This is a genomic window from Lysobacter yangpyeongensis (genome assembly GCF_042655745.1).
GTDB classification, from domain to species: Bacteria; Pseudomonadota; Gammaproteobacteria; order Xanthomonadales; family Xanthomonadaceae; genus Agrilutibacter; species Agrilutibacter yangpyeongensis.
The window spans coordinates 75,063-89,192 of the sequence record NZ_JBHSNM010000001.1 but is presented as its reverse complement, the minus strand read 5'-3'; the positions used below and the strand labels follow the sequence as shown (position 1 = coordinate 89,192).

Sequence of the window (14,130 nt, the reverse complement as noted above, 5' to 3'; positions counted from 1 at the left end):
CATCATGCGATCGCCTGCGGTCCTAAGTCCGCAGGCCGTGCACGCCGCGTCGCGGGCATGGCCCGCTCCTGCACGACCTCCCGTAGGGAGCGCTCCATGGCGCGACCACCCACACCGGATGACCCGGGTCAATGATGCCGCCGCTCCGCCCACTCCGAAGCCGGGCGGGCGCGCGAGAACAGGAAGCCCTGCCCCAGTTCGCATCCCATCTCCAGCAGGCAGTCGCGCTGCTCGTCGGTCTCCACGCCCTCGGCGATCACATCCATGCCCAGCGTGCGCGCCATCGCCAGCACCGCGCGTACGACCGGCGTGCTGCCGCCGCGCTCGTTGCGCTGCAGGGCACTGACGAACGAACGGTCGATCTTCAGTGCATGCAGCGGGAACCGGTGCAGGTAGCTCAGCGACGAATAGCCGGTGCCGAAGTCGTCCAGCGCCGCGACGATGCCCGATTCGCGCAGCTCCTCGAGCGTCACCCGCACCTGCTCGGGATTGTCGAGCAGCGCGCCTTCGGTCACTTCCAGGCGGATGCGGTCGTGGCTGAGGTTATAGGTGTCGAACAGCTCCAGCATCTGCCCCGCCAGCGTCGGCGAGCGGAAATGCCGCGGCGACACATTGAGCGTGACGTAGCCGCTGTCCTCGCCGAGCATGCCGATCTCGCGGCAGGTGCGTTCGAACAGTTGCCAGTCGATCTGCTCGACGCTGCCGTTCTCTTCCGCCACGTCGAGGAACTCGCCGGGCGCCACCAGTCCGCGCCGCGGATGGCGCCAGCGCAACAGCGCCTCGTAACCGACGACATGGCGATCGGACAGGCGCACGATCGGCTGGAAGTGCGGTTCGAACTCGTAGCGCTGGAGGGCGCGGCGCAGGTCGTTCTCCAGCTCGAGCAATTGCAGCGCCTCGCGATGCAGGCGCTCGTCGAAGATCTCGAAGCGCTGGCGGCCGTGTGCCTTGGCCCGGTACATCGCCACGTCGGCATCGCGCAGCAGTTCTTCCGCGCGCCGGTAGCGCGCGTGGCCCAGGGCGATGCCGACGCTGGCCGACGTGAACAGCTCCTTCCCGTCGATGTGCATCGGCTCGCTCAGCGACTCGATCGCGCGTTGCGCGACGTGGCAGGCTTCCTCGGGCAGGTTCACGTCCTCCAGCAGCACTGCGAACTCGTCGCCGCCCAGTCGCGCCACGACGTCGAACGGCCGCACGCAGGCCGCCAGCCGCGACCCCGCCTGCTTGAGCATCTCGTCGCCGGCGAGGTGGCCGACGCTGTCGTTGATCACCTTGAAGCGGTCCAGGTCGAGGAACAGCACCGCGAAGCGGTGATCGGGATTGCGCACCATCCGCGCCAGCGAGCGTTCCAGCGCCTCGTACAGGAAGCTGCGGTTGGGCAGCCCGGTCAGCGAGTCGTGCATCGTCTCGTGCATCAGCTGCTGCTCGGCGCGCTCGCGTTCGCGGATCTGCTCGCGCAGCTCGCCGACCGCCTTGGCGAGCTCGCGGGTGCGATCCATCACGCGGTGCTCGAGTTCCGACTGGGCCTGCTTCCGGTCGAGCGCGGTGAGGATGTGCTGCGCCACATAGGCCAGCAGCGCGCGGTCCTCCTCGCCATAGTGTTCGCTGGCGTCGTAGCTCTGCACCAGCACCGCGCCGCGCACGGTGCCTTCCGACACCATGGGCACCCCGAGCACGTCCTCGGACACGGCACCGACGAACACGCCCTCGGGGATGCCGAGCTGACGGGCAACCTGCGAAGGATGGCCCATCATCGTGCGGCCGCTTCGGATCACGCCCAGCGTCATGGTGTCGCGCAGTTCGGCCTGGGGGATGTCGACTCCGGTCTGGATCAGGTCGGGATCCTTCTCGTCGGCGTGGTAGATCACGCGCAGGGTTTCGCGCTCGGTGTCGTACATCGCGATGATCAGGTTGCGCGCGTACATCAGCTCGGCGACGACGCGGTGGATGCGTCGCAGCATCTCGCTCATGTCCAGGTCGCTGCTGGCGAGATCGGCGATGCTGTAGAGCGCGGCCTGCAGCTTCTCGCCGCGCTGGCGCTCCACGACCTCCTCCATGAGCGCGCGGGTGCGGTCTTCCACGCGGTGTTCGAGTTCCATCTGCACCTGCTTGCGCTGCAGCGCGATCAGGATGTGCTGGGCGACGAACCCCAGTTGCGCACGGTCGGCTTCGGTGTAGCGCACGCGACGGTTGTAGCTCTGCACCACCATCGCGCCGCGGACCACGCCGTCGGACACCATCGGCACGCCCAGCCAGTCGACGCTGTCGGGGCCGAATTCGCCGGCCATCTCCAGACCGAACTGCTCGCGCAACTGTTTGGAGGGACCCATCGCCGGCAGGCCGCTGCGGATCACCGCGAGCGTCAGGCTGTTCTGCAGTCGCTCCGCCGGCACTTCCTGCCCGACGGAGAATCCGTGCGTGCCGTTCTCATCGGCGACGTACACGAATCGCACGATGTCGCGTTCCGGCTCGTACAGCGCGATGAGCAAGTTCTCCGCGTACATCAGCCCGGCAACCACCGCATGCGTGCGGCGCAGCATCTCCTGCATGTCCAGGTCGCTGCTGGCGAGGTCGGCGATGGAATACAGCGCCGTCTGCAGTTGCGCGGCCTTGCCGATGCGCCCGGTGGCGTTATGCGCGGCGAGCAGTTCGATCTCGGCACGCATGCGCGCCGCCAGCAGGGTCAGGAAATCCAGCAGGCCCGGTGGCGTACCGCCCGGTTGCGCGCAGGCTTCGGGCCACTCAGCGAGGAACACGGCCCGCGCGTAGTCCAGCGCGTGCGCTATGCGTACCCAGCCATCGCGCACCGTCGTGCTCGCCACGCTGGCGTGGCGGCCCAAGGCCTCTTCGATGAGTTGCGCCTCTTCCTGCGACAGCGGCGTGGTCGGCCACTGGTGCCGGCGCAGCTGGCCGTCGGCCGTCGTGCCCGAGACCCAGACCAGGCGCGCGGCGCGGCAACCGAACACCGCTTCGGCCATGCGCAGCACGATGGCATCGACCTCCCCCGGCCGGGTGGGCGCTTCCGGGATCGACACCGCTTCCAGCGCGCGCACGGAGACGCGCTCGGCTCGCCCGAGTCCGCGCGGCGTCTGGGAAGACCTGGCCATACCACTGATCCAACGCCGCGCGAGGCAGGGAGCGGCCGCTGTCCGAGCGACACAGCGCCGCTCAGGCGAGCGCAGCGGCGTGCACGCCCGCGACCGCCCGTCCCGAGGGATCCGCTCTCCCCGCGAATGCCGTGTCCCAGGCGATGGCTGCCGGCGAGGAACACGCGATCGACTTGCCGCCGGGCACGGTATGCGCGCACGCCGGACCGGGGAAGAACTGCTCGAACAGATGACGGTAGAGGTACGCCTCCTTGCTCTGCGGCGGGTTCACCGGAAACCGGCTCGCCGCGGCGGCGAACACGCGATCGCTGACCTGCGCTTCGGCGTGCGCCTTGAGGCCGTCGATCCAGCCATAGCCGACGCCGTCGCTGAACTGCTCCTTCTGCCGCCACAGGATCGCTTCGGGCAGGCAACCGGCGAACGCCTCGCGCAGGATCGCCTTCTCGATCGGCATCGCCGTGTCCTGCGCCGCATCGGACCGCGGTCGCGCCATCTTGAATTTCGCATCCATGCGCATCGCGACATCGAGGAATTCGGTGTCGAGGAACGGCACGCGCGGCTCCACGCCCCAGGCCATCATCGACTTGTTGGCGCGCAGGCAGTCGTAGTGATGCAGCGCATCGAGCTTGCGGATCGTTTCCGCGTGGAATTCGCGCGCGTCCGGTGCCTTGTGGAAATAGAGGTAACCGCCGAACACCTCGTCGCTGCCCTCGCCCGACAGCACCATCTTCACGCCCATCGCGCGGATGCGCCGTGCGAGCAGGAACATCGGCGTCGATGCGCGGATGGTGGTGACGTCGTAGGTTTCGATGTGGCGGATCACCTCCGGCAGCGCATCCAGGCCTTCCTCGAACGTGTAGGTGAAACCGTGGTGCACGGTGCCGAGCGCTCCGGCGGCGATCTTCGCGGCGGCGAGATCCGGCGAACCCTCCAGGCCGATGGCGAACGAATGCAGCCGCGGCCACCACGCTTCTGAACGGTCGTCCTCCTCCACGCGACGCCGCGCATAGCGTGCGGCGACCGCGGCGACGAGCGAGGAATCCAGGCCGCCCGACAGCAGTACGCCATAAGGCACGTCGGACATCAGCTGGCGGTGCACGGCGCGCTCGAAAGCCTCACGCAATTCCTGCTTCGACACTTCCACGTCCCGCGTCGCCGCATAGTCGCGCCACGGCCGATCGTAATAGCGCCGCAGGGCGGGTCTCGACCCGCCGTCCTCCATCGCGACCACGCTCCCGAGCGCACTGTCGTAGCAGTGTCCCGGCGGAAACGGCGCCACGTCCGCGCAGACATCGGCCAGCGCCTTCATCTCCGACGCCACCCACAGACGTCCGTCCGCATCATGCCCCCAGTACAGCGGGCACACGCCGATCGGATCGCGCGCGATCACGCAACGCTGCCGCGCGCGATCCCACAGGGCGAACGCGAAGATGCCGTTCAACTTGCACAACCACGTCGCGAGGTCGCCGCCTTCGCGGTACAGCGCGTTGATCACCTCGCAGTCCGATCCGCTCTGGAAGGCGTACGGCAGCGACAGTTGCTGCGCAAGGTCGCGGTGGTTGTAGATCTCGCCGTTGACCGCGAGCACCAGTTCGCCATCGGCGGAACGCAGCGGCTGCGAACCGCCGGCCGGATCGACGATCGCCAGCCGCTCGTGGACCAGGATCGCGCCATCGTCCTGGTGCACGCCGCTCCAGTCGGGGCCGCGATGACGTTGTCGCTGCGAGCGCTCGAGCGCACTGCGGCGCAGCGCGTGGAAATCGTCGCCGGCCTGCAGGCCGAAAATGCCGAGGATGGAACACATGGGCGGTACTCCTTGGGGTGGTCTTGTGGGTGAGGGATTCGGGAGGCGAAAACGACGAAGCCCGCGCTTGCGGCGCGGGCTTCGTGAGCGATGAGCGGTCGTTCTAACGCGCGCTAATCGCCGGCCCGCGGGAGGCTGGCGTTATTGCGGTTGTTATTCAGGCCGACCACGGGCAGACGGCCGCGCAGCGCGGCGGCGGTCATGCGGGCAAGGGCCTGGACGGAGGTCATGGGCCGATCCTGCTTGAGCCCGCCGCGGCTTGCAAGCCGAGGTTTCCGGCGCAACCACTCCGCGCGCCGTCGGCTAAGCTCGGCCGCGGAGGGAATACCCATGCTGAAGTGGATCCGACGCGGCCTGCTGGCCCTGTTGCTGTTGTTCGTCGTCCTCGCCCTGACCGCGTGGTGGCTCATGCGCGGCAGCCTGCCCCGGCTGGACGGCGAATTGTCGCTGGCGGGGCTGTCCGCGCCCGTCACCATCCAGCGCGACCGTCTCGGCGTGGTGACCATCGAGGCGGCCAATCCCGCCGATGCGATGCGCGCTCTCGGTTACGTGCACGCGCAGGAGCGCTACTTCGAGATGGACCTGCTGCGACGCACCGCCGCGGGCGAGCTCGCCGAGCTGTTCGGCCCCATCGCGATCGACGTCGACAGGCAGCATCGCGTGCACCGCTTCCGCGCCCGCGTCGATGCGGACCTGGATGCGATCCTCGGCACGCATCGCGCGGAGATGCAGGCCTATGTCGACGGCGTGAATGCCGGACTGGGCGATCTCGACGTGCGTCCGTGGCCGTACCTGCTGCTGCGCACGCAGCCGGAGAAGTGGACGCTCAGCGACTCGGCGCTGGTCGCCTACGCGATGTATTTCGACCTGCAGGATGGCCGCAACGAACGCGAGCTCGCGCTGTGGAAGCTGCGCCCGCACCTGCCGCCGCCGCTCTACGCCCTGCTCACCCACGACGGCAGCCGCTGGGACGCGCCGCTGACCGGCCCGGCGCGCGGCGATGCCACGCTCCCGACCGCGGACGAAGTGGACCTGCGCAAGCTCCCGTATCCGCAGCATCCGGATCGGGCGCAGCCGATGGCGAACGTGGTCGGCAGCAACAACTTCGCCGTCTCCGGCGAACTAACGCGCGACGGCCGCGCCATCGTCGCCGACGACATGCACCTGGGCCTGCGCGTGCCGAACATCTGGTTCCGCGCGCAATTGCGCTACGCCGATCCGGCCGCGCCCGGCGGTCGCGTCGACATCGGCGGCTTCACCCTGCCCGGCTTCCCGTTCACCATCGTCGGCAGCAACGGTCACGTCGCGTGGGCCTTCACCAACAGCTACGTCGACACGCTCGACTGGGCGGTGCAGGACCTGTGCGGCACGCACCCCGCGCCCGGCTGCGCCCCGTCCACACGGCATCGCGAGCAGATCGCGGTCGCCGGCCACGCGCCCGTCGATTTCGACATCGACGAAACCGCGTGGGGCCCGGTGATGGCGCACGACGCGCGGGGCCGCGCGCTCGCGCTGCGCTGGGTCGCGCACCTGCCCGGCTCGCTGAACCTCAACCTGGTCGGCATGGCGCACGCGCGCAACCTCGCCGATGCCGTGGCGATCGCGCGCACTTCCGCGATTCCCGCGCAGAACATGCTGATCGCCGACAGCAGCGGCGCGATCGGCTGGCGCTGGCTCGGGCCGATTCCCCTGCGCGACGCGCAATGCGAAGCGACGCAGCCGGTGGAATCGCCGGCCACGTGTCCACCGTGGACGATCAGCACCGCGCGCGCGCCGCTGCTGGTGCCCACGCAGGGACGGTTGTGGACGGCGAACAACCGCGTCGTCGATGACGAGGTGCTGCGCCTGGCCGGCGACGGCGGCAGCACGCTGGGCGCACGCGCGAAACAGATCCGCGACGACCTGTTCGCGAAGCAGCAACTGGACGAGCACGACCTGCTCGCGGTGCAGCTCGACGACCGCGCGCTGTTCCTGCAACCGTGGTGGCAGTTGCTGCGCGACGAAGCCGCGGCCGACAAGACACCGGCAATGCGCGAGCTCGCGGCAGCCGCCGCGACGTGGCAGGGTCGCGCGAGCACGGATTCGGTGAGCTACCGCATCGTCCGCGCCTGGCGCCGGGCGGTCACCGATCGCGTGGTCGACGGAATCACCGCGCCGGCGCAGGTGGCGCTGGGCAGGGAATTCGAGATGCCTAGCCTGCAGCAGCAGGAGAGCTTCGTCTGGCCGCTGGTGACCACGCGCCCCGCGCACCTGTTGTCGCCGCGTTACCGCGACTGGCACGCACTGTTCGAGGACGCCGCGCGCGAGGTACGCGACGAACTCGCGCAGAAGGGGCCACTCGCGGCACGCACCTGGGGCGAACAGAACACCTCGCGCATCTGCCACCCGCTCGCGCGCGCCCTGCCCGGCTTCGCGCGCGGTGCGCTGTGCATGCCGTTCGAACCGCTGCCCGGCGATGTCGCGATGCCGCGCGTGCAGTCCCCCGACTTCGGTGCCTCCGAGCGCATGGTCGTGGCGCCCGGGCACGAAGCCGACGGCATCATCCACATGCCGGGCGGCCAGAGCGGCAATCCGCTGTCGCCGTTCTGGGGGGCGGGACATGACGATTGGGTACAGGGACGGACGACGCCGTTCCTGCCCGGGGCGGCGGAGTACACGTTGCGGATGCGGCCGTCGCGGTGAGGGGTGACGTCCCCTCACCCTGTCCGCTTCGCGACTTCGCAACGCTGTCCCTCGCTCTGCCCCGGCCCTTGCGCATGGCGCAAGGGCGTCCAGTCGGACGTGCGCCAGTGGCGCACAAGCGTCCGCCTTCACCCCGCAAGCGGGGCGAGGGGTGTTGCGCACTCTCGTCGCAAGCGGGGCGAGGAGTGTTGCGCACTCTCGCCGCAAGCGGGGCGAGGATGAGCGGTGACCGTATTCTCCTAGGGCGCGCCAGGGCTTTTCCTTCTCCCCGCTTGCGGGGAGAAGGTGCCCCGAAGGGGCGGATGAGGGGGCCGCCGGCGCAGCCGGCGCGCAACACGCGAAAGTGCTAAAGCAACATCCGCCCGATCAACGCCAGATAAAGCTCCGGCAACGCCTCCAGATCCGCCACCGACACATGCTCGTCCACCTTGTGGATGCTGGCATTCACCGGTCCGATCTCGATGCATTGCGCGCCCAGCGGCGCGATGAAGCGCGCATCCGACGTGCCGCCACCGGTGCTCTCTTCCGGCGCGTCGCCCGCGAACGTCGCCAGCACCTCGCGCGCGGTCGCGCGCAGTGGGCCTTCCGGAGTGAAGAACGGCTCGCCGCCGCGATGCCACTGCACCTGGTAGTCGAGTCCGTGCGCGCGCAGCACCGTTTCGCATTCGTGTTCGAGCTGTGCCGCGCGCCAGTTCGGGTTGTAGCGCAGGTTGAACAGCACGCGCAGTTCGCCGGGAATCACGTTGTTGGCACCGGTGCCCGCGTTGATGTTGCTGATCTGCAAGCTCGTCGGCGGGAAGCTCTCGTAACCGTCGTCCCAGCGGCGCGCAGCAAGTTCGGCCAGCGCCGGCATCGCCTGGTGGATCGGATTGCGCGCCTTTTCCGGATACGCCACGTGGCCCTGGATGCCGCGCACCAGCAGCGTCGCCGACAGCGTGCCGCGACGACCCACGCGCAGCAGGTCGCCCAGCTTCGCCTTCGACGACGGTTCTCCGGTCACGCACCAGTCGATCTGCTCGCCGCGCTCGCGGAACACATCGGCGACCCGGCGCACGCCATCGATCGCATCACCCTCTTCGTCCGAGGTCAGCAGCAGCGCGACGCGGCCACGGTGTTGCGGATGCGCGGCGACGAAGCGCTCCAGCGCGATCACGAACGCGGCCACGCTGCCCTTCATGTCCGCCGCGCCGCGCCCATACAGCACGCCATCGCGGATTTCCGGCACGAACGGATCGCTCGTCCACGCCTCGCGCGGGCCCGGCGGCACCACGTCGGTGTGGCCCAGGAACACCAGCGTCGGCTCGCCCTCGCCGTGCGTCGCCCACAGATTGTCGACTTCGCCGAAGCGCAAGTGCTCGCAGCGGAAGCCGGCGCGCTGCAGGCGCTGCGCGATCAGCAGCTGGCAGCCCGCGTCGTCGGTCGTGATCGACGGCCTCAGGATCAGTTCCTTGGTGAGGTTGAGAACCTCGCTCATGCCGTCGTCGCTCACTTGCCGATACCGAAGCGCAGCTTGAAGCCGTTGTCGCTGAACCCCTGCGTGATCGCGCCGTCATCGGTGATCACGACCGGGCGGCGGATCAGCTGCGGATACTCCTTCAGCAGCAGCTTCCACTCGGCGTCGGAGCCTGGCGATTTGCGGTTCTCCGGCAGCTGGCGCCAGGTCGTCGACGACTTGTTGATCATCGCCTCCCAGCCGCCGAGCCTGTCCTTCCATTCAACCAGCGTTTCCGGCGCCTGCCGGTTGTCGCGGTAGTCAACGAAGGCATGCGCGATACCGAAGCGGTCGAGCCACTTGCGGGCCTTCTTGCAGGTGTCGCAGTTATTGAGGCCGTAGAGCGTAGTCATTACGTTTGTTTCCAGTTCTTCCGGGCGACAATTCTTCGCGATCTGGTGTCGCTAATGGCTCTGCTTGCACGTGCAGCTGCTTTTGCTCGTGCTTTTGCTCGTGCTTTTGCTCGTGCTTTTGCTCGTGCTTTTGCTAGTGCTTTTGCTCGTGCTTTTGCTCGTGCTTTTGCCCGTCATTCCCGCGAAAGCGGGAATCCAGCGACTTTGCCGTTGACGTTGCTCTGATCGAGGAAAGGCAAAGGCACTGGATTCCTGCTTTCGCAGGAATGACAGGCAACGGCGGGAAACTACTCCGCCAACCCGCGCAACAGATCGTTGATGCTCGTCTTCGACCGCGTCTTCGCATCCACCTGCTTGACGATCACCGCGCAGTACAGCGAATGCGTGCCGTCCTTCGACGGCAGCTGGCCCGACACCACCACGCTGTACGGCGGCACCGAACCATAGGTGATCTCGCCGGTCATGCGGTTGTACACGCGCGTGCTCTGGCCGAGGAACACGCCCATGCCGATCACGCTGTGGTGGCCGACGACGAAGCCTTCGACGACTTCCGAGCGCGCGCCGATGAAGCAGTGGTCCTCGATGATCGTCGGCGAGGCCTGCAGCGGTTCGAGCACGCCGCCGATGCCGGCGCCGCCGCTGAGGTGGCAGTGCTTGCCGACCTGCGCGCATGACCCCACCGTCGCCCAGGTGTCGACCATCGTGCCTTCGCCGACGTGGGCGCCGATGTTGACGAAGCTCGGCATCAGCACCACGTCCTTGCCGATGAACGAGCCGCGGCGCGCGATCGCGCCCGGCACCACGCGCGCACCGACCTTGCGGAAGTCGCTCTCGTGGTAACCGGCGAAGCGCGCCGGCACCTTGTCCCAGAACGGCGCCGGCTGCGCGTCGACCAGCTGCATCTCGTTGACGCGGAAGTACAGCAGCACCGCCTTCTTCAACCACTCGTTGACCTTCCAGCCGCCCTTGCCGTCGGGCTCGGCGACGCGGAACTCGCCCGTCTCCAGGCCTGCGATCACGCGCTCCACCGTCGGACGCGTCGAGCCGTCGATCTCGTCGATCGTCAGCATCGTGCGGCGCTCGAAGGCGCTTTCGACCATGAACTTCAGTTCCGCCGCACCAGGTCCCTTCGGCGCGGTCTTCTTCGCGACCTTGCGGGCCGGCTTCTTCTCGGTCATTGCGATTCTCCATCGAGGCAGGCGAGCAGCGCGGCGCGCAGTGCCTGCTGTTGCGTTTCATCCAGCGGCTGGTCGCGCTGGTCGGTGATCTGGAACACGTCCTCGGCGCGCTCGCCGAAGGTGGCGATGCGCGCGTCGTGCACGCGCAGGTGTTGCTGGCGCAGCACGTGCGCGACGTCGGCGAGCAGGCCGGGGCGATCGGTGCACACCAGGCTGAGCATCGTGCGTCCGGCCTTGCCGCCGGCCACGCGGTCGAAGCCGATCTGCGCGGCGATGCGGAAATGCCGCAGGTGCCGCGGCTGCGTGCGGCGCGTCGGGCGGATGTTGTCGAGCGAACCCGCCAGCGCCGCGGACAGGCGGTGCTCCACATCCTCGGCGCTGGGCGTGTGGCGCGCGTCCGCCGGGATGACTTCGAAGCTGTCGAAGATCATGCCGTGCGGACCGTCGAGCACGCGCGCCTGCTGGATGGCCAGGCCGGCGCGATCGAGCGTGGCGACGATCGCGGCGAACAGGCCGTCGCGATCGGGCGAATGCACGAACACTTCGAGCGCGCCCTCGTCGCCGCTTACCGGCCGCGCGCGCACGCAGCCCGAGCCGATCGCCACTTCGCGCAGGGAGGCCGCCTGCCAGGCGATCTGGTCCGGGCGGCTGCGCTCGAAACCGATCTGCGGCATCCGCGCGAACAGCGCATCGACGTCGGCCTCGCTGCTGCCGAACGCGGTCAGCGTGGCGCGTGCCTCGGCGCGCGTTTCCGCGCTGCGCTCGTCGGCCGCGACGGGATTCTCGAGCCCGCGGCGCAGCGCCAGGCGCGTGGCGGTGTACAGATCGGCGAGCAGCCGGTCCTTCCACGCATTCCACAGCTTCGGCGAGGTACCGGCGATGTCGGCGCAGGTCAGCAAATAGAGGTTGTCCAGACGCTCGCGGTCGGCGACGAGCGTGGCGAACCGGTGGATCACCTCGGGATCGGCGATGTCCTGCTTCTGCGCCGTCACCGACATCAGCAGGTGCTGGCGCACGAGCCATTCGACCAATGCAGTGTCGCCTTCGGACAGTTCGTGCGCCTCGCAGAACTCGCGCGCATCGACCGCGCCCAGTTCGGAGTGATCGCCGCCGCGCCCCTTGGCGATGTCGTGGAACAGGCCGGCCAGCAGCAGCAGTTCCGGCTTGCGCAGGCGTGGCCAGACCTGGTGGGCGAGCGAGAAGCGTTCGTCCGCTTCGCCCGACGCGAACGAAGCGATGTTCCGCAACACCGCGAGCGTGTGCTGGTCGACCGTGAACACGTGGAACAGGTCGAACTGCATGCGCCCGGAGACGCGGAAGAACGCCGGGATCCAGCGCCCGAGCACGCCCAGGCGCGCCATCCGCGACACGGTGGCGACGGGCGTGGGACCGCGCAGCAGACGCATGAAGCGCTGGCGCAGCTCCGGCGTCGCTTCGAAGTAGGCGGGAATCCGTTCCAGCGCCTCCGCCAGTGCGCGCGCGGTACGCGAATGCAGGCCGCGGATTCCCTCGTTTCCCGCCCAGGCGCCGAACAGCGCGAACACCTCGTCCATGTCGCGCGGCCAGCGCGCATGGCGGGCGGCGAGATAACCGCGGCGCAGTTCGAAGAGTTCGTCGAACGGCTGCGGCTCGCCCTCGCCTTCCAGTTGCTCCTCGAAACGCTGCAGCAGCCGGTCGCCGATGCGCAGGATCCGCGCGGCCGCGCGGTAGAAGCCCTGCATCATCTGCTCGACGGCGAGGTTGTCGGCGTTGTCGACGTGGCCCAGGCGCGCGGCGAGCGGTTTCTGGTAGTCGAAACGCAGCCGCTCCTCGCGCTTGCCGGCGACCAGGTGCAGGCCGAAGCGCAGCCGCGCCAGCACGCGGCGTTCGCGTTCCAGCGTGGCGAACTCGTCGGCGCCGAGCTGGCCGATCGCCATCAGCGAATCCGGATCCCAGGTGCCGATGATGCGCAGTGCGACCCAGCGCAGCGTATGCACGTCGCGCAGGCCGCCCGGGCCTTCCTTGATGTTGGGCTCGAGGTTGTCGGCGGTGTCGCCGTAACGCGCATGACGGGCGCGCAGCTCCTCGCGCTTGGCGGTGAAGTAGTCGTGCGGGGGCCAGATCAGGTCCGGGGCGATCGCGCCGGCGAGCTGCGCGGCGGCGTCGAGATCGGCGGCCAGCATGCGCGCCTCGAGCAGCGCGGTGAGCACGGTGATGTCTTCCTGCGCCGCGCGCGTGCATTCCGCGGCCGAACGCACGGCGTGCCCGATCGGCAGACCTGCATCCCAGAGCAGGCGGAAGAAGCGCGCCAGCGCGTCGGAGTGCGCGGCCTGCGCGTCGGCTTCGCCGAACACCAGCAGGTCGATGTCGGACTGCGGGAAGAGTTCGCCGCGGCCGTAACCGCCGACCGCGAACAGGGACAGCGCCGCGTCCTGCGGCACGCAATGCGACCAGGCCTCGCGCACGACGGCATCGACCTGTTGCGCGCGCGCGGCGACCAGGCGGTCGATGTCACCGTTGTCGTCGAAGCGTGCCGCCAGCGCGGCGTCGCTCTCGGCGATCGCCGTGCGCGTGGCCGCCGCCCATTGCGCGTCGGCGACCGGGTCGTGTGTGACGGTCGCCGGGGTGCTCACAGATCGTTGTCGTCCCCGGGCAGGCGGGTGAGGATTTCGACGCCGGTCTCGGTCACCGCCACCGTGTGCTCCCACTGTGCGGACAGCTTGCGGTCCTTGGTGACGACGGTCCAGCCGTCGGGCAGCAGCTTGGTGTGGCGCTGGCCTTCGTTGATCATCGGCTCGATGGTGAAGGTCATGCCCGGCTTCAGCACCAGGCCTTCGCCCGCGCGGCCGTAATGCAGCACCTGCGGATCCTCGTGGTAGATCCGGCCGATGCCGTGGCCGCAGTACTCGCGCACCACGCTGAAACGCTCGCCTTCGGCGTACTGCTGGATGGCGTGGCCGATGTCGCCGAGCGTCGCGCCCGGCTTCACCATGCGGATGCCGCGGAACATCGCTTCGCGCGTCACGTCGACCAGGCGCCTGGCCATCACCGACGGTGTGCCGGCGATGTACATGCGGCTGGTGTCGCCGTGCCAGCCGTCCTTGATGACGGTGACATCGATATTGATGATGTCGCCGTCCTTGAGGACCTTGGCTTCGCTCGGGATGCCGTGGCAGATGACGTTGTTGACCGACGTGCAGATGGTCGCGGGGAATCCCTTGTAGCCGACGTTGGCGGGGATCGCGTCCTGGACCTTGACGATGTGGTCGTAGCAGATGCGGTCGAGCTCGGCCGTGCTTACACCGGGCTTCACGTGGGGAGCGACGACCTGGAGCACTTCGGCGGCCAGGCGGCCGGCGACGCGCATCTTTTCGATCTCGTCCGGGGTCTTGATGGTGATGGGCATCCGCGAATTATCGCCCATGTAGGGCGGGCCTTGGCCCGCGTAGGCAGGACGATGCGGCATGTGAGGCCCCCCAAGGGATCCGGAGCCCCCGATCCGGAGGGTCTAGAGCCTCCGCACGCCCGGAAGTTG

8 protein-coding genes are annotated in these 14,130 nt (G+C 68.8%); 1 reads left to right on the top strand and 7 read right to left on the bottom strand.

Annotated features, from left to right (window positions below):
* Positions 1-128: 128 nt before the first annotated feature.
* Positions 129-3,107, bottom strand: a complete 2,979-nt coding sequence (locus ACFPN1_RS00330) for a bifunctional diguanylate cyclase/phosphodiesterase (RefSeq protein WP_386752005.1) — start codon at positions 3,105-3,107, stop codon at positions 129-131.
* A gap of 61 nt (positions 3,108-3,168) precedes the next feature.
* Complete coding sequence (asnB, locus tag ACFPN1_RS00325; RefSeq protein ID WP_386752003.1) at positions 3,169-4,911, bottom strand: asparagine synthase B; 1,743 nt, start codon at positions 4,909-4,911, stop codon at positions 3,169-3,171.
* 330 nt (positions 4,912-5,241) lie between these two features.
* Here asnB and ACFPN1_RS00320 point away from each other — a divergent pair, with 330 nt between their 5' ends.
* Positions 5,242-7,593 carry a penicillin acylase family protein gene (locus ACFPN1_RS00320; protein ID WP_386752001.1) on the top strand — a complete coding sequence of 784 codons (2,352 nt, stop codon included), beginning with the start codon at positions 5,242-5,244 and terminating at the stop codon, positions 7,591-7,593.
* A gap of 346 nt (positions 7,594-7,939) precedes the next feature.
* Here the strand turns inward: ACFPN1_RS00320 and dapE are convergent, their stop codons facing one another.
* The 5 genes from dapE to map form a co-directional block, all read right to left on the bottom strand.
* Positions 7,940-9,067: a succinyl-diaminopimelate desuccinylase gene (gene dapE / locus ACFPN1_RS00315; protein WP_386751999.1), complete on the bottom strand. Its 1,128-nt coding sequence runs from the start codon at positions 9,065-9,067 to the stop codon at positions 7,940-7,942.
* Positions 9,068-9,078: 11 nt separating this feature from the next.
* The gene (locus tag ACFPN1_RS00310; protein WP_386751998.1) at positions 9,079-9,438 is read right to left on the bottom strand and encodes a Spx/MgsR family RNA polymerase-binding regulatory protein; all 360 of its coding nucleotides are present in this window, start codon (positions 9,436-9,438) and stop codon (positions 9,079-9,081) included.
* A 287-nt stretch (positions 9,439-9,725) separates the two neighbouring features.
* Complete coding sequence (gene dapD / locus ACFPN1_RS00305) at positions 9,726-10,616, bottom strand: 2,3,4,5-tetrahydropyridine-2,6-dicarboxylate N-succinyltransferase (protein ID WP_386751996.1); 891 nt, start codon at positions 10,614-10,616, stop codon at positions 9,726-9,728.
* Positions 10,613-13,228 (bottom strand): [protein-PII] uridylyltransferase, encoded by a 2,616-nt coding sequence (glnD, locus tag ACFPN1_RS00300; protein WP_386751995.1) that lies wholly within the window; start codon positions 13,226-13,228, stop codon positions 10,613-10,615. Before glnD ends, dapD begins: the two co-directional genes overlap by 4 nt.
* Positions 13,225-14,001: a type I methionyl aminopeptidase gene (map, locus tag ACFPN1_RS00295; RefSeq protein ID WP_386751994.1), complete on the bottom strand. Its 777-nt coding sequence runs from the start codon at positions 13,999-14,001 to the stop codon at positions 13,225-13,227. Before map ends, glnD begins: the two co-directional genes overlap by 4 nt.
* Positions 14,002-14,130 lie beyond the last annotated feature (129 nt).

What these genes read in the sequence shown, in the direction of transcription:
- dapD (WP_386751996.1), bottom strand. Translation starts at nt 10,616, where the DNA reads ATGACCGAGAAGAAGCCGGCCCGCAAGGTCGCGAAGAAGACCGCGCCG.
- asnB (WP_386752003.1), bottom strand. Translation starts at nt 4,911, where the DNA reads ATGTGTTCCATCCTCGGCATTTTCGGCCTGCAGGCCGGCGACGATTTC.
- ACFPN1_RS00320 (WP_386752001.1), top strand. Translation starts at nt 5,242, where the DNA reads ATGCTGAAGTGGATCCGACGCGGCCTGCTGGCCCTGTTGCTGTTGTTC.
- map (WP_386751994.1), bottom strand. Translation starts at nt 14,001, where the DNA reads ATGCCCATCACCATCAAGACCCCGGACGAGATCGAAAAGATGCGCGTC.
- dapE (WP_386751999.1), bottom strand. Translation starts at nt 9,067, where the DNA reads ATGAGCGAGGTTCTCAACCTCACCAAGGAACTGATCCTGAGGCCGTCG.
- ACFPN1_RS00330 (WP_386752005.1), bottom strand. Translation starts at nt 3,107, where the DNA reads ATGGCCAGGTCTTCCCAGACGCCGCGCGGACTCGGGCGAGCCGAGCGC.
- ACFPN1_RS00310 (WP_386751998.1), bottom strand. Translation starts at nt 9,438, where the DNA reads ATGACTACGCTCTACGGCCTCAATAACTGCGACACCTGCAAGAAGGCC.